Source organism: Burkholderia puraquae (assembly GCF_002099195.1).
In the GTDB taxonomy this organism is placed as follows: Bacteria; Pseudomonadota; Gammaproteobacteria; order Burkholderiales; family Burkholderiaceae; genus Burkholderia; species Burkholderia puraquae.
On record NZ_NBYX01000004.1, the window covers coordinates 342,984 to 368,762 of the forward strand.

Here is a 25,779-nt window from a genome sequence, read left to right on the forward strand (position 1 = left end):
TGCGCGGCACGGCGATATTGGTCATGATCGGGCTGCGTGCGCCGCAGCATGCGCACCAGGACTTCGGTACACACGCCGCACGGCCGTGCGGCCCAACCGTCAAGGAGACACACCCATGTGGTATTTCTCGTGGATACTCGGCATCGGCGTGGCGCTCGGCTTCGGCATCATCAACGCGATGTGGCTGGAAGCGGAAGTGTTCTCGCGCGGCGACAAGCGCAATGGTGCGTCGAGCCCGCAGCCGGGAGGCAAGGTTTCGTGACGCACCTGGTGTTCTTCTGCGGTCACGCCGGCACCGGCAAGACCACGCTCGCGAAGCGGCTCATCGGGCCGCTGATGCGCGCGACCGGCGAGGCCTTCTGCCTGCTCGACAAGGACACGCTGTACGGCCACTACAGTTCGGCCGCGATGGGCGCGCTCACCGAGGATCCAAACGACCGAGACAGCCCGCTCTACCTGAAGCACCTGCGCGATCCCGAATACCAGGGCCTGCTCGACACGGCCCGTGAAAATCTCGCGCTCGGCATCGGCGCGCTCGTCGTCGGCCCGCTGTCGCGCGAAGTGCGCGATCGTCGCATTCTCGACCGCGCCTGGCTCGGCATCGCGCCCGACGTCACGTTGACGGTCGTCTGGGTCCACACGTCGGAAGAGGTCGCGCACCAGCGGATCGTCGCGCGCGGCAACCCAAACGATGCATACAAGCTCGCGCACTGGGACGAATACCGGCAGCGCCGCTTCGTGCCGACCGGCCACGAATGCGACGGCATCGTGATGTTCGACAACACCGCGCCCTCCGATGCCGACGTCAATGCGCTGCTGTACCGCATCGCACCGCCTCCGCCTGCAGCCACGCTCGTCCCGCCGCTGCCGGCCTGACCGGCCCCCTTCTTCGCTCCCCGAAAAAAACAACGCCGGAAGCGCTGCTGCGCTTCCGGCGTCGTACGGCCCTCGTGCCTGAGGCTGGCGGACGGTCAGGCCACCGCGTGCACGCGCTCCATCGTGCCGCCTTCGTACAGCTTGCCGAAGCGGTTCGACAGGAACGCCTTCAGCGACACCTTTTCCTGCGGGATGAAACCGCTCTGCGGCAGTTTCTTCTCGCGGAACAGATCCAGCACCGCGCACATCGCGCCGGCCGTCGTGATCTGGATCGCGCTCATGTGCATCCCGCACACGTCCTTCGCGAAGATCTTGCGCGTGAACACGTCCTGCACCAGCTGGCCGTCCTTCACGCCCGTCACCGTGATGAACACGAGCACGACGTCCTGCTTCGTCGACGGCACCGCGCGGCGCATGATCGACTTCAGCGTGTCGCGGTCGGTCGACAGGCGCAGGTCCTCGAGCAGGAACTGCACGAGATCGCGGTGGCCCGGGTAGCGCACCGACTTGTAATCGAGCGTCTCGACCTTGCCCGACAGCGTCTCGCACAGCGTGCCCAGGCCGCCCGACGTGTTGAACGCTTCGTATTCGGTACCGTCGAGCGAGAAGTGCTCGAGGCCTTCGAGCGGCTGCACCCACTGCTTGCGGCCGTCGCGGATCGCTTCGCACGGCTGGCAGTATTCGTTGATCAGGCCGTCGACGCTCCACGTCAGGTTGTACTTCAGCGCGTTGGTCGGATACTCGGGCAGCGCGCCGACGCGCATCTTCACGTCGCGCACTTCGCTGAAGCCGTTCACCAGTTCATGGGCGGCGAGACCGATGAAGCCCGGTGCGAGGCCGCACTGCGGCATGAACGCACGGTCGGAGCCGTCGGCCAGTTCGCGGATCGCGTGGGTTGCGCGCACGTCTTCGGTCAGGTCGAAGTAGTGAACGCCGGCAGCCTTCGCGGCGGCGGCGACGTTGACCGCGAGGTAATAAGGCAGTGCGTTGACGAGCGCATCGAAGCCCTTCACGGCTTCGCGAATCGCGTTCGCGTCGGCCGAATCGACCCGTTGCGTCGCGATGCCTTCGCGCGACAGCTTCGCGAGCGCATCCGCATCGCGGTCGAACGCGACGACTTCGTAGTCGCCCGTTTCACGCAGCATGTGAGCAATGGTGTGGCCGATCAGACCTGCGCCGACGATGGCGATTTTCATGCGCTTATCTCCTGATGATGGGTTGGTGTTGTGTACGGCGTCGAGCCATGAACACAGTTTAGGGACGCGCAAAATCAGTTCCAAGACGAAGAATGATGCGAAACGACTGATAGTTTCGACGTTTTGACCACGCACTTCGTCTAAACGTCCAAATCATCTAAAAAACGCATATAGGCGTTGGCTCGAACACGCTGCCTCGGGCGGCGTTCCCGAGGGCAAACGGGAAGACGAGCGGCAACGCGCACCGCATGCGCGCCGTACGCGACGCGCGGCGCGTCGGTCGAAGCGAATGAGCAGGGAAATACAGCAGAGAGGCGTCGGACGACGCGGAGGAGCTGCCGTCCGTGTCCGCGCCGGTCATGAAACGCATCGGTGCCGGGCACGAACAAGCGACCCGCGTGCTTGCGACGAGCGCAAGACGCGGCATGCGTGAAGGGCAGAAAACCTGTACAGCGAGTGCGCCGCGCTTGAACGTCAGCCGCCGATCGTCCCGCGATCGATCTTGCGCGACAGGATGATCGACGTCGTCGTGCGTTCCACGCCTTCGAGCGTGCCGATCTGGTCGAGCAGGTCGTTGAGCCGTTCGGGCGAATCGGCGCGCAGCCATGCGACGTAGTCGTACTCGCCGCTCACCGCGCACAGCAGTTGCACTTCGGGCATCCGGTCGAGCTTACGCAGCACGTCCTTGCCGAACTTCGGCGTGAGGATGATGCCGACGTACGCATAAATGCTTGCATCGAGCACGTCCTGCCCGAGCCGGACGCTGTAGCCGGCGATCACGTTGGTGCGTTCGAGCCGCGCGATGCGGGCGACGACCGTCGTGCGCGCCACGTCGAGCTGGCGCGCGAGATCCGCGACGCTGGCGCGCGCATCGGCCTGCAGCAGCGCGACAAGTTGCCGGTCGAGATCGTCGAGTTGGTCGAGGCGGGGTGGACGCATGAGGCTGGGCCAGGGCGCGACGCGCCGGCTGAGTGGAAGGTGACGCGATGATAGCGCCGAACGCCGGCCCGCCCAAACGGCACCGCCCGGATCCGGCCCGAACCTTTCAATTCCGATTCGTATCGGATGTAAGCAAGTGTCGCATTCACTGCTGCGCCGCACTCAACGTGCTACTAATAATGGGCGACGCGAGATGCGCGCTTGCGGCAGTTGCCGCCGCGCCCGCTCGCAAGACACCACCCCGGAGAGCCAACCATGAAGAAAATCTCGCTCACCCTCGCTACGCTCGCCGTTGCAGCCAGCGCGTTCGCGCAAACCCCGGCGCAGGCGCCCGCCCAGGCCCCCGCAACGACGGCCGCGGCGTCGGCTCCGAGCGCCGAGCAGCGCGCGGCACGCCACGAAGCGCGCGTCGAGCAGCGCATCAAGTACCTGCACGACCAGTTGAAGATCACGTCGGCGCAGGAACCGCAGTGGAAGACGTTCGCCGACACGATGCGCGACAACGGCGAAACGATGGGCCGCCTCTATCGCGAACGGATGGCCAAGCACGAAGTCTCCGCACTCGACGACATCAAGCAGTATGCGGAACTGTCGCAGGCGAACGCCGACGGCGCGAAAAAGCTCGCCGACGCGTTCGCGCCGCTCTACGAGAGCTTCCCGGCCGACCAGAAGGCCCTGGCCGACACGACGTTCCGCAGCTGGCTGCACCACGGCGGCGAGCACCGCGGCAAGGGCAAGACGAAGGGCAAGGAAGGCAAGGCGGCAGCCGCGCCGGCCGCCAGCGCACCCGCGCAACCCTGACGCCCTCCCCGCCGGCGCCGTGCCGCCCGTCCGGGCCGAACGGCGCCGCGCCATACCAGGCGACCGGCGCGTCACACGGCGCGCCGGATTCGGGATAAGCTCCCGGCTTTTACCGCTTTCCCGCACTTCCCCGCCATGCTCGAACTCAAGCACCTCGACCTGCGTACCGATCCGCAGGCCCGTCGCGTCGTCAAGGACGAAACCGTCGCCGTTGCCTTCGCGGAGGCTGACGGCGAACTGATGAGCCTCGAAGGCCCGAATCGCTATGTGACGGGCGACGCGCTGGTCACGGGCTCGACCGGCGACCGCTGGGTCGTGTCGCGCGCGCGCTTCGACGCCAAATACCTGCCCGCCGATCCGGCACTCGCACACGGCGCACCGGGCGCCTACCGCAACCGGCCCGCTATCGTGCTCGCCCGCCGGATGGACGAGCCGTTCACGATCGCCCGCTCGGAAAACGGCGACACGCTGCGCGGCGTCGCCGGCGACTGGGTCATGCAGTACGCGCCCGGCGACTACGGTGTCGTGCAGGCGCAGCGCTTCGCACAGGTCTACCGCGACGCGTAAAGCGGCGCGCCGGCATCGCGCCGGCGCGAACGGTCACGCGAAGTCTTCGTCGAGTTCGAGTTCCGCGTCGCGCTCGACAGCCTCGCCGGCCGCGTGACGCTCCTCGAGCGACCCGAGCATCGCTTCCGTATATGCATGCAGTACCGCATGGCTGCGTGCGCGCTGCATCGGCTTGAACGCCAGATAGCGCGCGAGCGCGGCCGGCACGATACGGATATCGAGCGTCATCCGCTTCGGCGCCGCGCCGAAACGCATCGCGAGCCAGTGCACGGACAGGAACCGCCCGCGCGCGTCGCTGCTTTCGGCGAAACGTGTCTGCTCCGGAAAGAGATCGCAGATCACGCGTGCGAGCGCGTCGAATTCCGCGCTCTGGCATTCGATCAGATAGTCGTCCATTCCGTCTCTCCCGTCAGGCTGCCGATTGCGACGGCCGGCACGTCTTCACCAGCACGGCGACCACGATCGCGGCCAGCACGAAATAGGCAGCCTCGACCCAGCCGGCCGGCAGCACGCGCACCTGGTACAGCAGCGCCGGCGCGGCCGCGAGCGCATGCAGCGCGATCGCGAGCGGCAACACGCCCGCGCGGCCGGCGCGCACACCGCGCCAGACCAGCACCGACAGCGCCAGTTGCAGCACGAATGCCGCGCAGCGTTCGAGCAGCAACAGCAGGATCGACTGCGCCGACAGCGTCGCGAGCATCACGTGCAGCCGCACGACGGTGTCGCCCGGCAGGTCGGCGAGCTGGGTCTCGAGCTGGCCGCGGCTCGCGAGCCACGCGAGATACGACCACTGGCCCCATACGAGTACGCCGACGAACCACGCTTCGGCGCCGCCGTGGCCGATCCCGTAGCCGATTCCTCGGCTGTCGCCGGCCGACGGGCCGTAGCGGCGGCTCAGGAAACGCATCCCGAGATAGCGGCCGGCTTCCTCGAACACGGCGGTCGCGAGCGCGCTGTACGCGACGAACGCGAGCGGCTGCGTGAGCCAGCCGTCCGGCGGCGTCTGGCTCAGCACGAGCCCGTGGAACGCGCGTTCGAGGATCATCGCAAACAGCGTGAAGACCGCCACGCCGACGATCGTGTCGCGGCGGTTCAGCGCAAGCGGCTTGCGCAGGATACGGAAGAGGACGAGCGGCAGGAGCGCGATGATCAGCGTGGCGGCGATCAGCACCGCCAGCGTGACGGGAGCGACAGTCATGTATTTCCTTGTTCGGGGCAGCGCACCTGACGCGCTGCGTGCCCCGAATGATACTCAGCTTGCGGTCGACGCGCGCGCAACCAGCTCGCCCGGCAACAGCGAGACGCGTACGTCGCCCGCCGCACCGTCGATCCGCTCGTGCACGAATTCGACGGCCTTGTAGCCGATTTCGTAGGTCGGCTGGCGGATCGTCGTGATGCCGATCAGCTCGGCCCATTCCGGATCGTCGATCGACAGCAGCGCCGCCCTCTGCTGCCATGTGGCGCCGAAACGCGCGCGCAGGTGGCGCGCGATCGCGAGCGCGACCGGCGCGTTCGCGGCAAACAGCGCCGCGCGCGCGCCGCGCCGTGCCGCGTCGTCGATGCGGGCATCGATGTCGGCCAGCGCCGCCGTGACCGCGTCGGGCTCGTTCAGGTCGAGCACGACCGTCGACGGTACCGTCAGCCCGCGCGCTGCCAGTGCCGCGCGGAACGCGGCCTCGCGCAGGCGCCGCGAGCTGACGCGCTCGAACGGCTGCACGACGAAATGGATCGCGTCGAAGCCATGTTCGACGAGGTGCGCGAGTGCCGTCTCGATCGCGTCGGCGTTGTCGAGGCCGATCAGGTCGGCCTCGAAGCCCTCGACCGTCCGGTCGACGAGCACGGCCGGGATGCCGGCCCCGCGCAGCGGGCGCAGCACATTCTCGTCGGCGCCGAGCGCGTTGACGATCAGCCCTTCGACGCGGTAGGTCGTGAGCAGCTGCAGGAAGCGGCGCTCCATCTCGACTTCGTTTGCCGCGTGACAGATCAGCGGCATGTAGCCGAGCGCGTGGCACGCGGCCTCGACGCCCTGCAGCACTTCGACGGTATAGGGATTGGTGAGGTCGGCCGCGAGCATGCCGAGCAAGCGGTTGCGGCCGCGCTTGAGCCCGCGCGCCATCTGGTTCGGCCGGTAGTTGAGCCGCGCGATTGCCGCTTCGATCCGCTGGCGCAGGTCGGTGGACAGCACGTGCGTCTCGCCGTTCAGGTAGCGCGACACGCTGGTCTTGCCTGTGCCGGCCTCGCGCGCGACATCGCTGATCGTCGCAGGACGCGTCGTGGTTGGTTGCGAATCGGTCACTGTCGTGCCTCGCGACGTACGATCCGCGCCGCTTCGTGAGCAGACGGACCTTTGTTGTTGGAAACGTAAGCCACCCGGTGGAATCTCCTGTCGGTCAGCGTTAGCGCTTTAGCGCTTACGCTGACCCCATGCTTCGCGGTCGGTCAGCGTTAGCGCTTTAGCGCTTACGCTGACCCCATGCTTCGCGGTCGGTCAGCGTGAGCCCTTCAGCGCTTACGCTGACCCCATGCTTCGCGGTCGGTCAGCGTGAGCGCGCGGCGCCTGCGATGATCCCATGCTTCGCGATCGATCGCCGCCGGCGCGTTGGCACCCGCCCCGGTCACGTGCAAAAGCAGTCGGCCGCACCGGATCTGGCGCGGATACCTGTCGCGGGACGCCGCCGGCAGCATTGCCGGGCCGTCGATGCGACGCGCGGGCGATCATAACGCAGCCAGCCCTCCGGCACCAAGACCATCGACTCTAACGAAGCCGGCACCCCGTTGGCCGGACATCGGCCGATGGTCGGCCCGCTCCCCCCTCTGCGGCTCAGGCGCGCGCGAGCGCATCCGGATTGACGAGATTCGTGCGCAGCGTGCCGGCCAGCGCGCCGACCAGGTTTTCCGCGGCGCAACGCGCCATCGCGTGGCGCGTCTCGTGCGTCGCCGAGCCGATATGCGGCAGTGCGACGACATTCTTCATCTGCAGCAGCGGCGAATCCGCCGGCAGCGGCTCCTTCTCGAACACATCGAGCCCCGCGCCACGGATCGTGCCCGCGCGCAGCGCATCGACCAGCGCGGCTTCGTCGACCACCTGCCCGCGCGATGCGTTGATCAGGATCGCGCTGCGCTTCATCTTCGCGAATTCGTCCGCGCCGATCAGGTGGCGTGTTTCCGGCGACAGCGGCACCTGCAGGCACACGAAATCCGACTGCGCGAGCAACTCGTCGAGCGTCACGCGCCGCGCGCCGTACTGCGTCTCGGCTTCCGCATGCGCGGAGCGATTCGCGTACAACACCTGCATCCGGAATCCGAGCGCCGCGCGGCGCGCGACCGCGCCGCCGATCCGCCCGAGCCCGACGATGCCGAGCGTCTTGCCCTGCACGTCGGTGCCGTACAGGTCGGGGCCGATACTGTGATGCCAGTGGCCGGCCTTCACCCACTCGGCCAGCTCGACCACGCGTCGCGCAGACGCGAGGATCAGCGAGAACACCGTATCGGCGGTCGACTCGGTCAGCACGTCCGGTGTATGCGTGAGCACGATCCCGCGCTGCGTGAGATCCGCGACGTCGAAGTTGTCGTAGCCGACCGAGATCGTCGACCACGCCTTCAGCCGCGGTGCGCGGTCGAGCATCTGCGGCGTGACCTTCAGGCTCGCGCCGATCGCGCCGTCCGCGTCGCCGAGCGCATCGGCGAGGGCTGCGGCGCCGTCGGCCTGCACGACGTCCGCATGCTCGCGCAGGTACGCGAGGACGTCATCGGGCAGCGGCTTGTACGCGACGATACGGGGCTTCATCAGATTCATTTTCCTTGCAGCGGCGTCGCGAGCGGATGCGTATCGCGCGCCTGGGGTTTGACGGACAGCGTGAGGATCACCGCGGCGACGAGCGCGGCACTCATGAATGCGTACGACGCGACGGGCGAGCCGGTCGCCCCGTTCAGGTAGCCGACGAAGTACGAGCCGACGAACGAGCCGAGCGCGCCCATGCTGTTGATCAGCGCCATCGCGCCGCCGGCGACGTTCTTCGGCAGCAGTTCCGGCACGATCGCGAAGAACGGGCCGTACGGCGCGTACATCGCGGCGCCCGCCACGACCAGCAGCGCATACGAGATCCAGAAATGCGACGAGCCGAGTGCGTACGATGCGGCGAACGCGGCCGCGCCGATCAGCAGGAACGGCCACACGAAACCGCGGCGCGAACCGACCTTGTCGGACGCCCACGATGCGGCGAGCATCGCGATCGTCGCGGCGAGATACGGGAGCGCGGACAGCCAGCCGGTCGCGACCATCCCGAGGTCGGAGCCGTTCTTGACGATCGACGGCAGCCACAGCACGAAGCCGTACACGCCGATGCTCCAGCAGAAATACTGTGCGCACAGCTTGATCACGGCCGGCGAGCGGAACGCCTCGCCATAGTTGCGCACGGGTTTGATTGCTGCCTGCTCGGCCGCGAGCGCGGCGTCGAGGTCGCGCTTTTCCTGCGCGCTGAGCCACGGCGAATCGGCCGGCTTGTCCTGCACGAGGAACCACCAGCACACGGCCCAGAGCACGGCCGGCACGCCTTCGGCGATGAACATGTGGCGCCAGCCGAATTCGTGCACGAGATAGCCGGACACGATCGACATCCACAGCACGGTGACCGGGTTGCCGAGGATCAGGAACGTGTTCGCGCGCGAGCGTTCGTTCTTCGTGAACCAGTTGCTGATGTAGATCAGCATCGCCGGCATCACGGCTGCCTCGACGATGCCGAGCACGAAGCGGATCGCCATCAGCGACGGGATGTTGCTGACCACGCCCGTGAGCGCCGCGCAGGCTCCCCACAGGATGAGGCTGACGAACACGAGCTTCTTCACGCTGCGGCGTTCCGCATAGATCGCGCCGGGGATCTGGAAGAAGAAGTAGCCGAGGAAGAACAGCGCGCCGATCAGCGACGACAGGCCCTTGCTGATCCCGAGGTCCTGGTTGATGCCGGCCGCGGCCGCGAACCCGTAGTTCGCGCGGTCGAGGTAGGCGAGGCTGTATGTGATGAAGACGATCGGCATGATCGTCCACCAGCGGCGGGCAGCGAGAGTATTGGCCATCAGAATGTCTCCTGTGTCGACGCAAGTTAGCGCTTCAGCGCTTACTTGCGTCCCATGCTTCGCGGTCGATCAGAGTTAGCGCTTCAGCGCTTACTCTGATCCCATGCTTCGCGGTCGACGCAAGTTAGCGCTTCAACACTTACTTGCGTCCCATGCTTCGCGGTCGATCAGAGTTAGCGCTTCAGTGCTTACTCTGATCCCATGCTTCGCGGTCGATCAGAATTCGCGCCTCAGCGCTTACTCCGGCCCGATGCTCCGCAATCGACCCGAACAAACGCCTCGGCGCCCGTCCCGGTCCTGTACCTTGCCGTGCGCATGCACGACGAAATGAGTCCGCGGATTGTGCCGTGTCCGGCCTCTCATTGCGCGGTGAAGGTTTCCTCTAAGCGATCGGCGCGATTGCTGACGTTTTCGAACCGATCAAGCGCGGCGCGGGTCGGCAGCCCTTCCGAGTCGCCGATCACCTGGATCGCGAGCGCGCCGATCCGGTTGCCACGCGCCACGGCCTGCTCGATCGTCTTGCCCTCCAGCAGTGCGCTGACCACGCCCACCGCGAAGCCGTCGCCGGCGCCGACCGTGTCGACGACGTTCTGCACGCGCTCGCCCGTCACCGTCCCGTCACGGCCGTCGGCCGTCCGGTAATACGCGCCTTCGGCACCGAGCTTGATCACGACGCCGCGCGCGCCCTGCGCAAGATAGAAGCCCGCGATGTCCGCCGGCGTGTCGTGCCCGGTCAGTTGCCGCCCTTCGGCGATGCCCGGCAGCACCCAGTCGGCGAGCGACGCGAGCGCGTTCAGCGTCTTCGCCATCACGTCGGCGGACGGCCACAGCGTCGGGCGCAGGTTCGGGTCGAACGAGATCGTCTTGCCGGCCGCGCGCATTTCGCGCGCCAGCTTGAACGCAAGCTCGCACGACGTCGCGGAAATCGCCGGCGCGACGCCCGTCAGGTGCAGGTGGCGCGCGCCGAGCACGTAGTCGGCCACGTAGTCGTCGCACGACAGGTGGCTCGCGGCCGAGCCCTTGCGGAAATATTCGACGGTCGGGTCGCTGCCGTCGTCGTTGCGCGACTTCAGCTGGAAACCGGTCGGGAAACGCGGATCGACGGACACGCACGACGCGTCGATACCTTCGCGCGCCAGCGTGTCGAGCACATAGCCGCCGAACGAATCGCGGCCGACGCGGCTCATCCAGCCGACCCGGAAGCCGAGCCTCGACAGGCCGATCGCGACGTTCAGGTCGGCACCTGCGACCCGCTTCGTGAATTGCGTTGCGCGCGCGAGATGGCCGGGCTCGGTCGCGACGAACATCGCCATCGCTTCGCCGTAGGTCACGACATCGAGTGCTGCTTTCATGAATGAACTCTCCAGGATCCTGCCGCCGTCACGCGGTTGCGAGCCACGCGACGCGCCGGCATGCATCGCCCGCCAGGTCGGCCGCGTCGAACGGAAATTCGATGCCGCGCGGCGCCTGCTGCGGCAGCACCGCGAGCACGCCGGTCACGAGCGGGTCGTTCGGCGCCGGCGCGGCGGCGAAACGGCGCGCGCCCTCGCCCGCGACTGCCTTGCAATGAATGTATTCCACATGCGGCGCGAGCACTTGCGCGCAGTCAAGCGGCGCCTCGCCCGGCCACTGCCAGTTGCCGATGTCGAAGGTCATCCCGAGCGCATCGGGCATGCCCGCCGCGGCCAGTGCATCGAACAGCCCGCGGAACTGCGCGAGCGCGCCGCCCACCGGAAGCTGGCCGTTCTCGACCACCACGCGGGCCCGCGCGCCGCGCGACAGCGCGACGATGTCGGCCGCGTGCGCGTCGCCGGCGAAGCCGCCGAGCTGGAATTTCACGAAGCGCGCGCCGAGCGCGTCGGCTTCCGCGAGCGCGCTGCGCAATGCGTCTGCATCGAGCGCGCCCGTTTCCGTGTACAGGTTGGCCGGCGTCGAATAGACCGACCACAGTCCGTGGCTGGTCAGTTGCGCGCCGAGCGCGGCCAGCGCACCGGGCACCGCGTCCTCTTCCGACGCGAACAGTTCACGCCGCACTTCGAAACCGGTCGCACCGGATGCCGCCGCGGTCGCGACGAATGCGCTGTGGCCCTCCTGACGCACGCGGTCCATCCCGAATGCGCTCGCCACGATCACGATGTCTGTCATTTTGCCCTTTTTCACCGGAATGGAACCGGTTCCATTTGCTTGAGACGGATGGTGCGCTTCGCCTCGGACCCACGCCATAGAGGAAATCCCTAAGACGGGGCATGGCGCAAACGCAGGCCTGACGGCATGCATCGCGCGTTCCCGGGCCGGGTTCGGCCGCTCAGGCGATGTCGTGCGTGAGACTCATCTCGAGGAATTGTGCCGCGACCCGCGACGGCGCGCCGCCGTGCGGCACGAGGATGGAGAAGTGACGCGTCAGCGGCGCGGGCGCGAGCGACCGCAGGACGAGCGCGGCATCTTCGTGACGCAGCGACATCGCGGACACGAACCCGACGCCCATCCCGGCGCGCACGGCTTCCTTGACGGCCTCGACGCCCGCGATCTCGAATGCGACGCGCATCGGCGCCGCGCCTTGCGCGAACGCGCGCTCGACGAGTTGGCGCACGGCGGAACCTGCTTCACGAAGCACGAGCGGATGAGCCGCCAGCGCGCCGAGCGTGACCCCCGACGCGTATTCGGGCGCCGCCAGCGGGTGCCCGGACGGCACGATCGCCACGATCTCGTCCTCGCGCCACGCATGCACCGCGGTGCCCGGCGGCAACGCCTCGCCCGGCGGCCCTTCGATCATCGCGATATCGAGCGACGGCAGCGCCGCGACCACGTCGGCCGTGTTGCCGCTCATCGTCTGGATTGCCACGCGCGGCGCGCGCGGCTGGAACGCCGCGATCAGGTACGGCAACAGGTAGCTCGCGGGCGTCGTGCTCGCGCCGATGCGCAGCGTGCCGGCCTCGAGGCCGCGCACCGCGTCACGAAACGCACGCGCCTGCGCGTAGGTGTCGCGCTGCGCCTTCGCATACTGTGCGAGCTGTTCGCCGACCGGGGTCAGGCGGATGCCGCGGCCCTCGCGCTGGTACAGCGGCTCGCCGAATTCGTCCTGCAGCAGCCGCAACTGGCCCGACACGGCCGGCTGCGACAGATGCAGCACCACGGCGGCGTGGCTGATGTTCAGGTGCTCGGCGACGGCGGCGAACGTTATCAGTTGATCCGGGGTCATGGGGATAAATTATCGGATTTCCGGATAGCTTACGTCACAAATCACAATTTTTCATATCGATATAACGAAATTAGGATTACAGCATCGCAACACGCTCCATCACGTGCTTCCATGTCCACTGCCCCGAGTCCCCACCTGAGCCCCGCCGCACCGTCGATGCGCGGCCAGTTGAACGGCGTGCTGTTCGTCGCGCTGTTCGCCGCCGCCGTCACGAGCCTGTCCCAGCTTCCCGCGATCGCGGGGCTCGGCCTGTCGCCGCTGATCGTCGGCATCGTCGCCGGTGCGCTGTATGGCAACGCGCTGCGCGACGGCATGCCGGCCAGTTGGGCGGCCGGCGTCAATTTCTCCGCGCGCAAGCTGCTGCGCATCGCGGTCGCGTTCTTCGGGTTGCGCGTGAGCCTGCAGGAAATCGCGCAGGTCGGGCTGCCGGGGCTGACGGTGTCGGTGCTGGTCGTCGTCAGCACGCTCGTGATCGGCACCTGGGCCGGCATGAAGATCATGAAGCTCGACCGCGATTCCGCGCTGCTGACCGCCGCCGGCAGCGCGATCTGCGGCGCGGCCGCCGTGCTCGCGTTCGAATCGACGCTGCAGTCGAAGCCGCACCAGAGTGCGATGGCCGTGGGCAGCGTCGTGCTGTTCGGCACGCTGTCGATGTTCCTGTACCCGATCGCATATCACGCCGGGCTGTTGAACCTCGATCCGGCCGGCCTCGGCCTCTTCTTCGGCGGCACGATCCACGAGGTCGCGCAGGTGGTCGGCGCGGCGAGCGACATCAGCCCGCAGGTCGCGCACATCGCGACGATCGTCAAGATGACCCGCGTGATGCTGCTGGTCCCGGTGCTGCTGGCGCTCGGCTGGTGGCTGGCCCGCTCGGCGCGCACCCGCGCCGGCGGCGCGCAAGGCAAGCGCAAGGTGGCCGTGCCCTGGTTCGCGCTCGGGTTCCTCGGCTTCGTGATCGTCAACTCGCTGAACGTGCTGCCCGCCGACGTCACGCACACGCTGAACGTGCTCGACACCTTCGCGCTGACGATGGCGATGACCGCGCTCGGCATCGAAACCCGCGTGGCCCAGATCCGCGCAGCCGGCCCCCGTGCGCTGATGACCGGCCTGATCCTGTACGTGTGGCTGATCGCCGGCGGCTACGGGATCACCTGGGCCGTGCAGCACTGGCTTGGCTGAGTTGCCCGCCCGTGACACTTCGCGCGCCGCGCCCGACGGGATGGTCCCGCGGGCGCGGCGCAGTGCTATGCTTCGCGTCGTTTTCCATCGCCCTCTTTCAGCCGTGCTCTCGTTCCTGCTGAAGCTGCGCACTCGCGCCCAAACGCTGTTCCGCCTGTCGGACGCCCATACGATGCTGATCTGGTCGGCCATCGTCGGCGTCGGCGGCGCCTTTGCCACGATGGCGTTCCGCGAAGGCATCGACCTGATGCAGCACCTGATCTCCGGGCAAAGCGGCAGCTTCGTGCAGATGGCGAAACGCCTGCCGTGGTACGTGCGGTTCTGGATGCCGGCCGCGGGCGGCTTCCTCGCCGGCTGCGTGCTGCTGCTCGCCACGCGCGGCGACAAGCAGGCCGCCAAGACCGACTACATGGAATCGGTCGCGCTCGGCAACGGCGTCGTGCCGGTACGCCAGAGCCTGTGGCGCAGCGTGTCGTCGCTGCTGACGATCGGCAGCGGCGGCTCGATCGGCCGCGAAGGCCCGATGGTGCAGCTCGCGGCGCTCGCCGCGTCGCTCGTCGGCCGCTTCGTGCACTTCGACCCGCCGCGCCTGCGCCTGCTGGTCGCCTGCGGGGCGGCCGCCGGCATCACGTCCGCGTACAACGCGCCGATCGCCGGTGCGTTCTTCGTGTCGGAGATCGTACTCGGCACGATCGCGATGGAAAGCTTCGGGCCGATGGTCGTCGCATCGGTCGTCGCGAACATCGTGATGCGCGAATTCGCCGGCTACCGGCCGCCGTACGAGATGCCGGTGTTTCCGGCCGTCACCGGCCCCGAGGTGCTGCTGTTCGTCGTGCTCGGCGCGCTGTGCGGCGTGCTCGCACCGCAGTTCCTGCACCTGCTCGATGCGTCGAAGAACCAGTTCAAGCGGCTGCCCGTGCCGCTGCCCGTGCGGCTCGCGATCGGCGGCCTCGTCGTCGGCGTGATCTCCATCTGGATTCCGGACGTGTGGGGCAACGGCTACAGCGTCGTGAACCACATCCTCCATTCGCCGTGGACCTGGCAGGCGCTCATCGCGGTGCTCGTGTTCAAGGTGATCGCAACGGCCGCGACCGCCGGCTCCGGCGCGATCGGCGGCGTATTCACGCCGACGCTGTTCGTCGGCGCGGTGTTCGGCTCGCTGTTCGGGCTCGCGATGGAAGCGCTGTGGCCGGGCCATACGTCGGCATACTTCGCATACGCGATCGTCGGGATGGGGGCGTTCATGGCAGGCGCCACGCAGGCGCCGCTGATGGCGATCCTGATGATCTTCGAGATGACGCTGAGCTATCAGGTCGTGCTGCCGCTGCTGGTGTCGTGCGTGTTCGCGTATTTCGTCGCACGCGCGACGGGCACGACGTCGATGTACGAGATCACGCAGCACCACCACCAGGACGCGCAGGAGCGGATGCGGCTGCGCACCACGCAGATGCGCGAGCTGATCCAGCCCGCGCAGACGGTCGTGCCGCTCACGGCGAGCGTCGCCGACATGACGCGCGTGTTTCTCGAATATCCGGTGAAGTACCTGTACGTGACCGACGACGCCGGGCGCTTTCGCGGCGCGGTCGCGCTGAAGGACATCACGTCGGACCTGCTCGACAAGCGCGACACGACCGACAAGACGGCCGCGCACTACGCGCACACGCCGTTTCCGCTCCTCACGCCCGACATGCCGCTCGCCACCGCGCTCGAACGCTTCATGGCGTTCCAGGGCGAACGCCTGCCAGTGATCGAAAGCGAGGCCGAGCCGACGCTCGCAGGGGTCGTCTACAAGACGTCGCTGCTCGATGCGTACCGGCGGATGACCGGCGAGCGCTGACCGGGCGGTTCGCCGCCCGCGGCGCGGGTGCGACGCGCGGCCAAGGCCCGCTCAGTCTGGCGCGCGCCCGAGCACGACGCGTGCGAAGAACCCCGCGAGCACCGATTCGGCCGCCTCGGCCGACACGTGCTGCGGATCGGCCGTGTAGTACGACTGCACGCCGTCGCACAGACACATCAGCCCGAACGCAAGCGTCTCCGCCGGCAGCAGCAGCGGCGTACCCGCGCGCTCGGCGAAGCGCCGGATGAACTCGGCCATCTGCAGACGCTTGCCGTGCAGGAACTGGTTGAAGCGCACGCGGAATTTCGCGTCGCGCGCGGCCTGCAGCTTCGCCTCGCCCCACAGCAGCGAATATTCGTCGTCCTGAAACAGCGTCCGGTAATACGCGAGCGCCATCGACTCCATCTGCTCGCGCGACCCGCCCCCGTCGAAGATCGCCTGGAAGTCGGCCTGCACCTCCGCGTGGTCGCGCTCCAGCAACTCCAGCAGCAGGTCGGACTTGCTGCTGAAATTCGAATAGAACGCCCCGCGCGTATAGCCGGCCGCCGCCGCGACGTCCTCGACGCTCGCGGCCACATAGCCTTTCTCCATAAAAATCCGGTGCGCGGCATTCAGCAGACGTTCGCGCGTCTGGTCCCTGCTCTGCTCGCGAGTTAAGCGCTGTGGTTTCATGGCGCGCAGTCTAGCACCCTTTACCTTTCAGATTCATCTTTGCATTCAGATACAGGTGTGTATTAGAATTCGCCACAGTTTCTGAAAGATGGTGCCCGCACGCCCGTGCCGGCGCCGCTCGGGGCAAGCGCCCGCCGCGCTTGCCGGCTTCGTTCCGCTCTCGCTCTCACCTCATCTGGGGGTTTCGTGAATCGCTCCGGTTCCCGCGCCGCGCTGCTGATCGGCGTCGCGCTCGTCCTCGCCGCCTGTCATCCGAAGGAATCCGCGCCGCCCGCGCCGCGCCCCGTCGTCGCACTGCCCGCCCGTGCCGACGGCGCCGCGGTCGCACGCACGCTCCCCGGCGAAATCCAGCCGCGCTACGCCACCCCGCTGTCGTTCCGCATCGCCGGCAAGATCATCGAGCGCAAGGTGCGCCTCGGCGATACGGTCAAGGTCGGCCAGGTCGTCGCGCTGCTCGATCCGTCCGACGTCGAGAAGAACGCCGCGAGCGCGCAGGCGCAATTCGATGCCGCGACGCACAGCCTCGCGTTCGCGAAGCAGCAACTCGACCGCGATCGCGCGCAGGCGCGCGAAAACCTGATCGCCACCACGCAGCTCGAGCAGACCGAGAACAGCTACACGTCGGCGCTCGCGCAGCGCGACCAGGCGCAGCAACAGCTCGCGCTCGCGAAGAACCAGCTCCGCTACGCGACGCTCGTCGCCGATCATGCCGGCTACATCACCGCCGAACAGGCCGACACCGGCCAGAACGTGTCGGCCGGCCAGCCCGTCTACCAGCTCGCGTGGTCCGGCGACGTCGACGTCGTCAGCGACGTGCCCGAGGCCGCGCTCGCGGCGCTCGCGCCCGGCCATGCGGCGACCGTCACGCTGCCGTCGCTGCCGGGCCGCCAGTTCGCCGCCAAGGTGCGCGAAATCGCGCCGGCCGCCGATCCGCAAAGCCGCACGTATCGCGTGAAGCTCACGCTCGCCACCCCCGATCCGGCGATCCGGCTCGGCATGACGGCCAGCGTCGCGTTCGACGGCGCACCGGCCGCCGGCGACGCGCAGTCGATCACGCTGCCCGCGACCGCACTGTTCCACGACGGCCAGCAACCGGCCGTGTGGGTCGTGCGCGCGAAGGACGACACGCTCGAGCTGCGCCGCGTCGACGTCGCGCGCTTCAACGAGCGCACGGTGACGGTGTCGCACGGGCTGCAGCCCGGTGAACGCGTCGTGCTGCAGGGCGTGCACACGGTCAGCGCGGGCGAGAAGGTACGCGCGATCGCGCCGCTGCATGCGGAGGACGTCGCATCGTGAGCGTTTCCTACGAAGAAGGCCGCTTCAACCTGTCGGCGTGGGCGCTGCGCCACCAGGCGCTGGTCGTCTACCTGATCGCGCTCGCGACGCTCGCGGGCATCCTCGCGTACACGCGCCTCGCGCAGTCCGAAGACCCGCCGTTCACGTTCCGCGTGATGGTGATCCGCACGCTCTGGCCCGGCGCGACCGCGCGGCAGGTGCAGGAGCAAGTGACCGACCGCATCGGCCGCAAGCTGCAGGAAACGCCGGCCGTCGACTTCCTGCGCAGCTATTCGCGCCCCGGCGAATCGCTGATCTTCTTCACGATGAAGGATTCGGCGCCCGTGAAGGACGTGCCCCAGACCTGGTACCAGATCCGCAAGAAGGTCGGCGACATCGGCTATACGCTGCCGCCCGGCGTGCAGGGCCCGTTCTTCAACGACGAATTCGGCGACGTCTACACCAACATCTGGACGCTCGAAGGCGACGGCTTCACGCCCGCGCAGCTCCACGATTACGCCGACCAGCTACGCACCGTGCTGCTGCGCGTGCCGGGCGTCGGCAAGGTCGATTATTTCGGCGACCCCGACCAGCGGATCTTCATCGAGGTCAACAACGCGCAGCTCACGCGCCTCGGCATCTCGCCGCAACAGCTCGGCCAGGCGATCAACGCGCAGAACGACATCTCGTCGGCCGGCGTGCTGACGACCGCCGACGATCGCGTGTTCGTGCGGCCGAGCGGCCAGTTCGACAACGTCAACGCGATCGCCGACACGCTGATCCGCATCAACGGCCGCACGTTCCGGCTCGGCGATCTCGCGACGGTGAAGCGCGGCTACGACGATCCGGCCGTCACGCAGATGCGCACGGCCGGCCGGGCCGTGCTCGGCATCGGCGTCACGATGCAGCCGGGCGGTGACGTAATCCGGCTCGGCAAGGCGCTCGACGCCGAATCGAAGGACCTCCAGGCGCAACTGCCGGCCGGCCTCAAGCTGACCCTCGTGTCGAGCATGCCGCACGCGGTCGAGCATTCGGTCGACGATTTTCTCGAAGCCGTCGCCGAAGCCGTCGCGATCGTGCTGGTCGTGAGCCTCGTGTCGCTGGGCCTGCGCACCGGGATGGTGGTCGTGATCTCGATTCCCGTCGTGCTCGCGGTCACCGCCCTCTTCATGTACCTGTTCGACATCGGGCTGCACAAGGTGTCGCTCGGCACGCTGGTGCTCGCGCTCGGGCTGCTCGTCGACGATGCGATCATCGCGGTCGAGATGATGGCCGTGAAGCTCGAACAGGGTTACACCCGCGCACGCGCCGCCGCGTTCGCCTATACGAGCACCGCGTTCCCGATGCTGACCGGCACGCTCGTCACCGTGTCGGGCTTCCTGCCGATCGCGCTCGCGAAATCGAGCACCGGCGAATACACGCGCTCGATCTTCGAAGTGTCGGCGATCGCGCTGATCGCGTCGTGGTTCGCGGCGGTCGTGCTGATCCCGCTGCTCGGCTTCCACCTGCTGCCCGAGCGCAAGCGGCAAGCGCACGAGGCGCACCTGCCCGACGACCACGAGCACGACATCTACGACACGCGCTTCTACCGGCGGCTGCGCGGCTGGATCGACTGGTGCATCGAGCGGCGTTTCGTCGTGCTGCTGATCACGGGCGCGCTGTTCGTCGTGGCGCTGATGGGCTTCACGCAGGTGCCGCAGCAGTTCTTCCCGAGCTCCGACCGGCCCGAGCTGCTGGTCGACCTGCGGCTGCCCGAAGGCGCATCGTTCGCGGCGACGCTGCGCGAGACCGAACGCCTCGAGAAAGTGATCGACAAGCGCCCCGAGATCGATCATTCGGTGAACTTCGTCGGCAGCGGCGCGCCGCGCTTCTACCTGCCGCTCGACCAGCAGCTTCAACTGCCGAACTTCGCGCAGTTCGTGATCACCGCGAAATCGGTGAAGGACCGCGAGAAGCTCGCGACCTGGCTCGAAACCACGTTGCGCGAACAGTTCCCGGCCGTGCGCTGGCGACTGTCGCGGCTCGAGAACGGCCCGCCGGTCGGCTACCCGGTGCAGTTCCGCGTAAGCGGCGACAGCATCGCGACGGTCCGCTCGATCGCCGAGAAAGTCGCCGCGACGATGCGCGGCGACGCGCGCACGGTCAACGTGCAGTTCGACTGGGACGAACCGGCCGAACGCTCGGTGCGCTTCGAGATCGACCAGAAGAAGGCGCGCGAGCTGAACGTCACGTCGCAGGACGTGTCGAGCTTCCTCGCGATGACGCTGTCCGGCACGACCGTCACGCAGTACCGCGAGCGCGACAAGCTGATCGCCGTCGACCTGCGCGCGCCGCGGGCCGATCGCGTCGATCCGGCCAAGCTGGCCGGCCTCGCGCTGCCGACCCCGAACGGCCCGGTGCCGCTCGGCTCGCTCGGCCGCTTCAAGCCGACGCTCGAATACGGCGTCGTGTGGGAGCGCGACCGCCAGCCGACCATTACCGTGCAGTCGGACGTGCGCGCCGGCGCACAGGGCATCGACGTCACGCATGCGGTCGACGCGAAGCTGAACGCATTGCGCGCGCAATTGCCGGTCGGCTATCAGATCAACATCGGTGGCTCGGTCGAGGAAAGCGCGAAGGCGCAGAAGTCGATCAATGCGCAGATGCCGCTGATGGCGATCGCCGTGTTCACGCTGCTGATGATCCAGCTGCAGAGCTTCTCGCGCGTGCTGATGGTCGTGCTCACCGCGCCGCTCGGGCTGATCGGCGTGGTCGCCACGCTGCTGCTGTTCGGCCAGCCGTTCGGCTTCGTCGCGATGCTCGGCGTGATCGCGATGTTCGGGATCATCATGCGCAACTCGGTGATCCTCGTCGACCAGATCGAACAGGACATCGCGGTCGGCCACCGGCGTATCGACGCGATCATCGGCGCGACCGTGCGGCGGTTCCGCCCGATCACGCTGACGGCCGCGGCCGCCGTGCTCGCGCTGATCCCGCTGTTGCGCTCGAACTTCTTCGGGCCGATGGCGACCGCGCTGATGGGCGGCATCACGAGCGCGACCGTGCTGACGCTGTTCTACCTGCCCGCGCTGTATGCGACGTGGTTCCGCGTGAAGCGCGACGAACGCGACCCGCAGAACGGCCCGCCGCCTGGCGGCAGCACGCCGGCCGCGCCGTCGGGAGCCTGACCATGGATCGATCGATGAACCTGAAAACGAAAGCCGTGCGGGCACTCGCCGTAGCGAGCCTCGCCGGCCCGCTCGCGGGCTGTTCCTGGTTCGCGCCGAGCGGCGAGCCGCCCTCGATGCCGTCGCCCGCGCACTACGGCGCCACGCCGCAAGTCCAGCAGACCGTGTCCGCGCAAGGCGTCGCGCAGCAGTTCGAGGTCGGTGCGCAGCCGGTGCCCGACTGGTGGAAGCAGTACCGTTCCGATGCGCTGAACGCGCTCGTCGACGAAGGGCTGCGCAACAGTCCGACGCTCGGCGCGGCATCGCACTCGCTCGATGCCGCGCGCGAACAGCTGCGCGGACAGATCGGCAGCTCGATGCTGCCGTCGATCGACGCGGGCGGCCAGGCCACGCGCCAGCGTGCGCTCGGCGTGCCGATTCCCGCGCTCGGCGCGCCGACGCTGCTGTACGACACGTTCGTCGGGCAACTGCAGGCGAGCTACACGATCGACCTGTTCGGCGCGGCGCGTTTCGCGAACCGCGCGCTGGCACGACGCGTCGACGTCAGCGCGTTCCAGCTCGAATCCGCGCGGCGCGCGCTGGCCGCGAACATCGTTACCGCGTCGATCACGGTGTCGGTGCTGAATGCACAGATCAATACGACCGAGCGGCTCGTCGCGCTCGCCAACGACCAGGCGCACGATGCCGAGCGCCGCTACGCGCTCGGCTCCGCATCGCGCAGCGACGCGCTGAACGCGCGGCAAAGCGCCGACACGTTCGCGGCGAGCCTGCCCGCGCTGCGCCAGCAGCGCGACTCGGCGCGCCATGCGCTCGCGGTGCTGGTCGGCCGCACACCCGACCGGCCGCCGGCCGACCTCACGCTCGCCGATCTGCACCTGCCCGAACAGGTGCCCGTCGTCGTGCCGTCGGACCTGTTGCAAAGCCGCCCGGACATCCAGGCGGCCGACGCGGGGCTGAAGGCGGCCGCGGCCGAAGTGGGCCTCGCGACCGCGCAGATGTTCCCGCAGCTGTCGCTGTCGGCCGCGATGGGCCAAGGCGGCTTCAGCTGGCCGACGATGCTGTCGGGCGCCGGCGCGATCTGGAACGTCGGCGCGTCGCTGAGCCAGCCGATCTTCCACGGTGGCGCGCTGCTCGCGCAGCGCCGCGCGGCAAAGGCGACCTACGAGGCCGCCGTCGACCAGTACAAGCAGGCCGTGCTCGGCGCGTTCCAGAATGTCGCCGATTCGCTCGCGGCGCTCGAGCACGATGCCGAAGCGCTCGACGCGTCGTCCCGCGCCGCGCTTTCCGCGCGTGGCGCGTACGACGACGCCGCGGCGCGCGTGCGGCTCGGCGCGCTGCCGCCGTCGGCCGCACGCGCCAGCGAGCTGCAGTATCGCAACGCGCGGCTCGACGAGATCCGTGCGACCGGCGCGCGGTTCGCGGACACCGCGCGGCTTTACCAGGCGATGGGCACGCCGCCGGTCGACAAGGCCGGCCAGTCCGGCCAGTCCGGCAAGACCAACAAGGCGGCCGGCGACGCCGCAACCGGCCAGCAAGCGCGCGCCGCCACCGCCGACACCCCGCCTTCGCCGCAATAAACCGGCCCTGCCGTCGGGTGCGTGCGGAATCCCCCGCGCACCCGATTCCCGATCTTCCGCTTGACCCTCACGTAGCGTAACGTTCGAGACTCCAGTGTGCGTACCGAACGGAGGAACGAATGCGACTGAAAGTGGGAGAACTGGCGAAACGCAGCGGGCTGACCGTCCGCACGCTTCATCACTATCACGCGATCGGTCTGCTGACGCCTTCGGCGCGCGCCGACAACGGCTACCGGCTGTACGACCGCCACGACATCGCCCGGCTCCACCAGATCCAGGCGCTGCGTCGCTTCGGCCTGTCGCTCGCCGAAATCGGCGACCACCTGAACCAGCCCGGCACCCCGCTCGTCGATCTCGTCGCGAAGCAGATCGCGCTGCTCGACCGTCAGCTCGCGCAAACCACGCAGCTGCGCGAGCGGCTCGTGAGCCTGCATGCGCAGCTCGCCGCGGGCACGGAGCCGGAGCTGGCCGATTGGCTCACCACACTGGAGTTGATGACCGTGTACGACAAATATTTTTCCGAGGAAGAACTCGCGCGCCTGCCGATGTACCAGAAGAGCCAGGCGGGCGACGCCGAATGGATCGCACTCGTCGACGAAGTTCGCGCGCTGCACGACGCGGGCGTGCCCGCCGACGACGAACGCGCCCGCACGCTCGCCGGCCGCTGGATGACGCTGCTCGTGCGCGACACGAACAACGACCCGCGGCTGCTGGCGAAGCTGAACCTGATGCACGAACACGAACCGGCGATGCAGTCGAAGATCGGCATTTCGACCGCGCTGCGCGACTACGTGCTGCGCGCGTCCTCCGAAACCAAGATGCGGATCTTCGAGAAATATCTCGCGCCGGACGAGATCCGCTTCATGCGGGCACACTACGGCGAACGCGCGATGGAATGGCCGCAATTGATGGGCGACGTGCGCGACGCGATCGACGCGGGTGCAAGCCCCGCTTCGCCGGAAGGCCGCGCGCTCGCGCAGCGCTGGCTCGAGCTGTTCTGCAGCTATGCCGGCAACGATCCGGCCACGCATGAGAAATTCCGCCAGGCGATGATGAACGAGCCGGCACTGACGAAGGATTCGTGGGTCGACGACACGCTGATCGGCTTCGTGCGGGAGGCGATGGCGCAGCTTGCGCCTGCGCGTTGAGCTGGTCGAGCGCATGAAGGTGCGGGCGGCAAGCGGGTTTCCCGCATGCCGCCCGTTTCACCATTTGCAGCCGGTGTCGCGAACCGCATCCAGTGCGAGCATCGGCAATGCGAGCAGGCCCGCGCCCGAATAGGCGTGCCGGCAGTCGGCGCGACGGGCGTTCGACATGCCGTCGGCCAGCCTCGCGTCGACGGTGTCGCGGCTCGCAGCCACGCCGCCGGACGACGCGCCCAATGCGCCGACCGCCGCCTGCGCCGGACTGCGCGCCGCCGCATGCCGCGAGCCGATTGCGTCCAGATCGCGGCGCCAGTCGAGGTCGGGGCTTGACGCGGTCTCGGGATGATTTTCAAGCCGGTTCGCGATTGCGCCGGCAGGGGTCTCGCGTTGCCGATGCGTAACGCTCGCCACATCCGAAGTCGGCCGCATCGTCATGCGCGACGTTGCAACCGCGGCGGATCGTTTCGTCGATCGCACGGCGCCCTCGACTCCGCCCTCACCCGCGACCGGGCCGGTTCGCCCGGCGTCACGCGCGCGCGTGCCGGGCGCGGGCCGCGCGGGAATCAGCTCGACATGCAGCGTGATCCGGGGCGGCGCCCCGGCGTTCGGGCCGGTAGCCGTCGATGCCTGTTGCAGCACGAACCATCCGAGCAGGTGGATCGATACGGAGACTGCGACGGCCAGCGCGACGATGCGCGGCCGACGGCACCCCGCCGTCTCGACACGTCGCGATGGCGATGCGTCAGTCCGGCTCGCCGACACCGTCATCGCTGAACGCGAGCAGATCGCCGGGCTGGCAGTCGAGATAGCGGCAGATGGCCTCGAGCGTCGCGAAGCGGATGCCCTTGACCTTCCCTTGCTTGAGCAGCGACAGATTCTGTTCGGTGATGCCGACGGCTGCCGCGAGATCCTTCGAGCGAACCTTGCGCGTCGCGAGCATCACATCGAGCTTGACCACGATCGACATGGCGCGCCTCAGACGAACTGCCGATGTTCGGCATCGAGTTCGCTCGCCTGCCGGAGGATATGCGCGATGACCGCGATGCAGGCCGCGGTGAACAGCGCGACCACGTACGGCAGGCTGAAGCCGATGCTGACCACGCGATGGCCGACCGGTTCGCGCAGCGTCGCCCACACGCTCAGCAGCGGTTCGCACAGCAGGCTCAGCAACACCCACAGGCCGATCGCACGGCCCGTCTTGCCGAGATGGCCGGCCGCTTGCGCGGAGAAATAGTCGCGGCGCGCGTAGGTGCGAAACAGCGCGCGCAGATGGCGCAGGCCGTTCGCGAGCGCAAGCAGCGGCACGCTCGACAGCAGGATGCCGACGGCTTTCTGCCACCACGGGAAGGCGGCGACGTCCACGCGCAGGTTCGAGATCACCGAATCGGTGAGGCCGAACACGAGGCCGGGCCCGGAGGCCGCATTCAGTGACGGAAACGCCCAGCACGCGGCGTTGAGCACCAGCATGCCGACGATGAACCACAGCGTGACGGTGGCCATCTGCTGGCTGATACGGGCGATGCGATCGGAATGCATGCGAAGTCCTCGACGGGGAATGAACGTGCGTCGATTGTACGTCACAAATTATCGTAAAACGATAATTAATCGTCGTCCCGTCATGATTTTTTATCGTGCGGCTTGTTCAACTCACCTCGATCGGCGCGTGCCGCATGCACCGTCGCGACGGCCGGGCGCGCGCCTATCGATAGTCGCGCACGCTGATCCCGTGCCAATGCTTCGTCATGTAGCGCAGAAACGCGGGTTGGGCTTTCAGGTCTGCATTCGGCACGGGCGCCGCGCCGCCGTCCATGAACTTGCCGTGGACCGTGACGGTTTCCTCGCCGCGCAGCACGTACTTCGTGCCCTGGTCGATCAGGAAGTACTTGACCTGGTCGGCGCTGACGTCGCCGCGGCAGCCGAGCTTGTACGCGAACAGGAACTGCTTGCGGCCGTTGCCGAGCAGGTCGCGCATTTCGATCGACCCGGGCACGACGTCGAGGATCACGTCGACCGGGCAGGCCTTCACGTAGTCGCGCACGGTCCAGTCGGGCCGGCCGTCGAGCGTCGCGGCAACCTTGAGTTCGAGGTCATCGCCGGACGCGGTTCTCGCGAGCGTCACCGCATGCGCGCCGGCCGCATCGGTCCATGTGTATTCGGCGTCGGCTTGCGCCAGGTTGCACAGCGCAGCGGCTGCAAGAAACAGGCATGGCGAAAGGAAACGTCTCTTCATCGGCGAGGTGGAGGCTGGATCGAACGCGCCATTATCGACAATGCCG

At 68.0% G+C, this 25,779-nt stretch carries 25 protein-coding genes; 10 read left to right on the top strand and 15 right to left on the bottom strand.

What is annotated here, in order from left to right; genetic code table 11:
- Window positions 1-115: 115 nt before the first annotated feature.
- On the top strand, window positions 116-262 hold the full coding sequence (gene cydX, locus B7G54_RS10950; protein WP_085039112.1) for a cytochrome bd-I oxidase subunit CydX: 147 nt from the start codon (window positions 116-118) through the stop codon (window positions 260-262).
- Entirely contained in the window at window positions 259-876 is a 618-nt protein-coding gene (locus B7G54_RS10955) for a P-loop nucleotide/nucleoside kinase family protein (RefSeq protein ID WP_085039113.1), read from the top strand. Before cydX ends, B7G54_RS10955 begins: the two co-directional genes overlap by 4 nt.
- 95 nt (window positions 877-971) lie before the next feature.
- On the opposite strand, the gene B7G54_RS10960 is transcribed toward B7G54_RS10955, so the two are convergent.
- On the bottom strand, window positions 972-2,072 hold the full coding sequence (locus tag B7G54_RS10960) for a saccharopine dehydrogenase family protein (RefSeq protein WP_085039114.1): 1,101 nt from the start codon (window positions 2,070-2,072) through the stop codon (window positions 972-974).
- Between the two features lie 474 nt (window positions 2,073-2,546).
- Window positions 2,547-3,011, bottom strand: coding sequence for an Lrp/AsnC family transcriptional regulator (locus tag B7G54_RS10965; protein ID WP_006481526.1), 465 nt, complete (start codon window positions 3,009-3,011; stop codon window positions 2,547-2,549).
- 255 nt (window positions 3,012-3,266) lie between these two features.
- Here B7G54_RS10965 and B7G54_RS10970 point away from each other — a divergent pair, with 255 nt between their 5' ends.
- Window positions 3,267-3,812: a Spy/CpxP family protein refolding chaperone gene (locus tag B7G54_RS10970; protein ID WP_085039115.1), complete on the top strand. Its 546-nt coding sequence runs from the start codon at window positions 3,267-3,269 to the stop codon at window positions 3,810-3,812.
- A 135-nt stretch (window positions 3,813-3,947) separates the two neighbouring features.
- Window positions 3,948-4,379: a PGDYG domain-containing protein gene (locus B7G54_RS10975; RefSeq protein ID WP_085039116.1), complete on the top strand. Its 432-nt coding sequence runs from the start codon at window positions 3,948-3,950 to the stop codon at window positions 4,377-4,379.
- Window positions 4,380-4,412: 33 nt separating this feature from the next.
- Here the strand turns inward: B7G54_RS10975 and B7G54_RS10980 are convergent, their stop codons facing one another.
- The 8 genes from B7G54_RS10980 to B7G54_RS11020 all read right to left on the bottom strand — a co-directional run bounded on the left by B7G54_RS10980 (window position 4,413) and on the right by B7G54_RS11020 (window position 12,651).
- Window positions 4,413-4,775, bottom strand: a complete 363-nt coding sequence (locus B7G54_RS10980) for a DUF3022 domain-containing protein (protein WP_085039117.1) — start codon at window positions 4,773-4,775, stop codon at window positions 4,413-4,415.
- Window positions 4,776-4,788: 13 nt separating this feature from the next.
- Entirely contained in the window at window positions 4,789-5,577 is a 789-nt protein-coding gene (locus tag B7G54_RS10985) for a YhfC family intramembrane metalloprotease (RefSeq protein WP_085039118.1), read from the bottom strand.
- A 54-nt stretch (window positions 5,578-5,631) separates the two neighbouring features.
- Entirely contained in the window at window positions 5,632-6,675 is a 1,044-nt protein-coding gene (locus B7G54_RS10990) for a LacI family DNA-binding transcriptional regulator (RefSeq protein ID WP_085039119.1), read from the bottom strand.
- A gap of 525 nt (window positions 6,676-7,200) precedes the next feature.
- Window positions 7,201-8,166, bottom strand: a complete 966-nt coding sequence (locus B7G54_RS11000) for a 2-hydroxyacid dehydrogenase (protein WP_085039206.1) — start codon at window positions 8,164-8,166, stop codon at window positions 7,201-7,203.
- 5 nt (window positions 8,167-8,171) lie between these two features.
- Complete coding sequence (locus B7G54_RS11005; RefSeq protein ID WP_085039121.1) at window positions 8,172-9,452, bottom strand: MFS transporter; 1,281 nt, start codon at window positions 9,450-9,452, stop codon at window positions 8,172-8,174.
- Between the two features lie 359 nt (window positions 9,453-9,811).
- Window positions 9,812-10,804, bottom strand: a complete 993-nt coding sequence (locus tag B7G54_RS11010; protein ID WP_085039207.1) for a sugar kinase — start codon at window positions 10,802-10,804, stop codon at window positions 9,812-9,814.
- A 28-nt stretch (window positions 10,805-10,832) separates the two neighbouring features.
- Entirely contained in the window at window positions 10,833-11,597 is a 765-nt protein-coding gene (locus B7G54_RS11015) for a sugar phosphate isomerase/epimerase family protein (RefSeq protein ID WP_085039122.1), read from the bottom strand.
- Window positions 11,598-11,757: 160 nt separating this feature from the next.
- Complete coding sequence (locus tag B7G54_RS11020; RefSeq protein ID WP_085039123.1) at window positions 11,758-12,651, bottom strand: LysR family transcriptional regulator; 894 nt, start codon at window positions 12,649-12,651, stop codon at window positions 11,758-11,760.
- A 111-nt stretch (window positions 12,652-12,762) separates the two neighbouring features.
- On the opposite strand from B7G54_RS11020, the gene B7G54_RS11025 reads away from it, so the two are divergent.
- Both B7G54_RS11025 and B7G54_RS11035 read left to right on the top strand, forming a co-directional pair.
- On the top strand, window positions 12,763-13,830 hold the full coding sequence (locus tag B7G54_RS11025) for a YeiH family protein (protein ID WP_085039124.1): 1,068 nt from the start codon (window positions 12,763-12,765) through the stop codon (window positions 13,828-13,830).
- 103 nt (window positions 13,831-13,933) lie between these two features.
- The gene (locus tag B7G54_RS11035) at window positions 13,934-15,667 is read left to right on the top strand and encodes a ClcB-like voltage-gated chloride channel protein (protein ID WP_208864956.1); all 1,734 of its coding nucleotides are present in this window, start codon (window positions 13,934-13,936) and stop codon (window positions 15,665-15,667) included.
- A 51-nt stretch (window positions 15,668-15,718) separates the two neighbouring features.
- Here the strand turns inward: B7G54_RS11035 and B7G54_RS11040 are convergent, their stop codons facing one another.
- Window positions 15,719-16,339 (bottom strand): TetR/AcrR family transcriptional regulator, encoded by a 621-nt coding sequence (locus B7G54_RS11040; protein WP_085039126.1) that lies wholly within the window; start codon window positions 16,337-16,339, stop codon window positions 15,719-15,721.
- A gap of 186 nt (window positions 16,340-16,525) precedes the next feature.
- On the opposite strand from B7G54_RS11040, the gene B7G54_RS11045 reads away from it, so the two are divergent.
- From B7G54_RS11045 to B7G54_RS11060, 4 genes are all read left to right on the top strand, one after another.
- A complete protein-coding gene (locus B7G54_RS11045) occupies window positions 16,526-17,635 on the top strand; it encodes an efflux RND transporter periplasmic adaptor subunit (RefSeq protein ID WP_085039127.1) in 1,110 nt (369 codons plus the stop codon).
- Window positions 17,632-20,781: an efflux RND transporter permease subunit gene (locus B7G54_RS11050; RefSeq protein ID WP_085039128.1), complete on the top strand. Its 3,150-nt coding sequence runs from the start codon at window positions 17,632-17,634 to the stop codon at window positions 20,779-20,781. Before B7G54_RS11045 ends, B7G54_RS11050 begins: the two co-directional genes overlap by 4 nt.
- A gap of 2 nt (window positions 20,782-20,783) precedes the next feature.
- Entirely contained in the window at window positions 20,784-22,358 is a 1,575-nt protein-coding gene (locus tag B7G54_RS11055) for an efflux transporter outer membrane subunit (protein WP_085039129.1), read from the top strand.
- 119 nt (window positions 22,359-22,477) lie between these two features.
- Complete coding sequence (locus tag B7G54_RS11060; RefSeq protein ID WP_085039130.1) at window positions 22,478-23,506, top strand: MerR family transcriptional regulator; 1,029 nt, start codon at window positions 22,478-22,480, stop codon at window positions 23,504-23,506.
- Between the two features lie 57 nt (window positions 23,507-23,563).
- Here the strand turns inward: B7G54_RS11060 and B7G54_RS11065 are convergent, their stop codons facing one another.
- From B7G54_RS11065 to B7G54_RS11080, 4 genes are all read right to left on the bottom strand, one after another.
- Window positions 23,564-24,271, bottom strand: a complete 708-nt coding sequence (locus tag B7G54_RS11065) for a hypothetical protein (protein WP_085039131.1) — start codon at window positions 24,269-24,271, stop codon at window positions 23,564-23,566.
- Complete coding sequence (locus B7G54_RS11070) at window positions 24,246-24,470, bottom strand: helix-turn-helix domain-containing protein (protein WP_027787308.1); 225 nt, start codon at window positions 24,468-24,470, stop codon at window positions 24,246-24,248. Before B7G54_RS11070 ends, B7G54_RS11065 begins: the two co-directional genes overlap by 26 nt.
- Before the next feature lie 8 nt (window positions 24,471-24,478).
- Window positions 24,479-25,039, bottom strand: a complete 561-nt coding sequence (locus B7G54_RS11075; protein WP_085039132.1) for a DUF2975 domain-containing protein — start codon at window positions 25,037-25,039, stop codon at window positions 24,479-24,481.
- Window positions 25,040-25,202: 163 nt separating this feature from the next.
- Entirely contained in the window at window positions 25,203-25,733 is a 531-nt protein-coding gene (locus B7G54_RS11080; RefSeq protein WP_085039133.1) for a M949_RS01915 family surface polysaccharide biosynthesis protein, read from the bottom strand.
- Between the last annotated feature and the right edge of the window lie 46 nt (window positions 25,734-25,779).

Excerpts from the sequence above, each read along its gene's own strand:
- cydX (WP_085039112.1), top strand. The coding sequence starts at position 116 with ATGTGGTATTTCTCGTGGATACTCGGCATCGGCGTGGCGCTCGGCTTC.
- B7G54_RS10960 (WP_085039114.1), bottom strand. The coding sequence starts at position 2,072 with ATGAAAATCGCCATCGTCGGCGCAGGTCTGATCGGCCACACCATTGCT.
- B7G54_RS10965 (WP_006481526.1), bottom strand. The coding sequence starts at position 3,011 with ATGCGTCCACCCCGCCTCGACCAACTCGACGATCTCGACCGGCAACTT.
- B7G54_RS10970 (WP_085039115.1), top strand. The coding sequence starts at position 3,267 with ATGAAGAAAATCTCGCTCACCCTCGCTACGCTCGCCGTTGCAGCCAGC.
- B7G54_RS10975 (WP_085039116.1), top strand. The coding sequence starts at position 3,948 with ATGCTCGAACTCAAGCACCTCGACCTGCGTACCGATCCGCAGGCCCGT.
- B7G54_RS10980 (WP_085039117.1), bottom strand. The coding sequence starts at position 4,775 with ATGGACGACTATCTGATCGAATGCCAGAGCGCGGAATTCGACGCGCTC.
- B7G54_RS10985 (WP_085039118.1), bottom strand. The coding sequence starts at position 5,577 with ATGACTGTCGCTCCCGTCACGCTGGCGGTGCTGATCGCCGCCACGCTG.
- B7G54_RS11000 (WP_085039206.1), bottom strand. The coding sequence starts at position 8,166 with ATGAAGCCCCGTATCGTCGCGTACAAGCCGCTGCCCGATGACGTCCTC.
- B7G54_RS11005 (WP_085039121.1), bottom strand. The coding sequence starts at position 9,452 with ATGGCCAATACTCTCGCTGCCCGCCGCTGGTGGACGATCATGCCGATC.
- B7G54_RS11010 (WP_085039207.1), bottom strand. The coding sequence starts at position 10,804 with ATGAAAGCAGCACTCGATGTCGTGACCTACGGCGAAGCGATGGCGATG.
- B7G54_RS11015 (WP_085039122.1), bottom strand. The coding sequence starts at position 11,597 with ATGACAGACATCGTGATCGTGGCGAGCGCATTCGGGATGGACCGCGTG.
- B7G54_RS11020 (WP_085039123.1), bottom strand. The coding sequence starts at position 12,651 with ATGACCCCGGATCAACTGATAACGTTCGCCGCCGTCGCCGAGCACCTG.
- B7G54_RS11025 (WP_085039124.1), top strand. The coding sequence starts at position 12,763 with ATGTCCACTGCCCCGAGTCCCCACCTGAGCCCCGCCGCACCGTCGATG.
- B7G54_RS11040 (WP_085039126.1), bottom strand. The coding sequence starts at position 16,339 with ATGAAACCACAGCGCTTAACTCGCGAGCAGAGCAGGGACCAGACGCGC.
- B7G54_RS11055 (WP_085039129.1), top strand. The coding sequence starts at position 20,784 with ATGGATCGATCGATGAACCTGAAAACGAAAGCCGTGCGGGCACTCGCC.
- B7G54_RS11060 (WP_085039130.1), top strand. The coding sequence starts at position 22,478 with ATGCGACTGAAAGTGGGAGAACTGGCGAAACGCAGCGGGCTGACCGTC.
- B7G54_RS11065 (WP_085039131.1), bottom strand. The coding sequence starts at position 24,271 with ATGACGGTGTCGGCGAGCCGGACTGACGCATCGCCATCGCGACGTGTC.
- B7G54_RS11070 (WP_027787308.1), bottom strand. The coding sequence starts at position 24,470 with ATGTCGATCGTGGTCAAGCTCGATGTGATGCTCGCGACGCGCAAGGTT.
- B7G54_RS11075 (WP_085039132.1), bottom strand. The coding sequence starts at position 25,039 with ATGCATTCCGATCGCATCGCCCGTATCAGCCAGCAGATGGCCACCGTC.
- B7G54_RS11080 (WP_085039133.1), bottom strand. The coding sequence starts at position 25,733 with ATGAAGAGACGTTTCCTTTCGCCATGCCTGTTTCTTGCAGCCGCTGCG.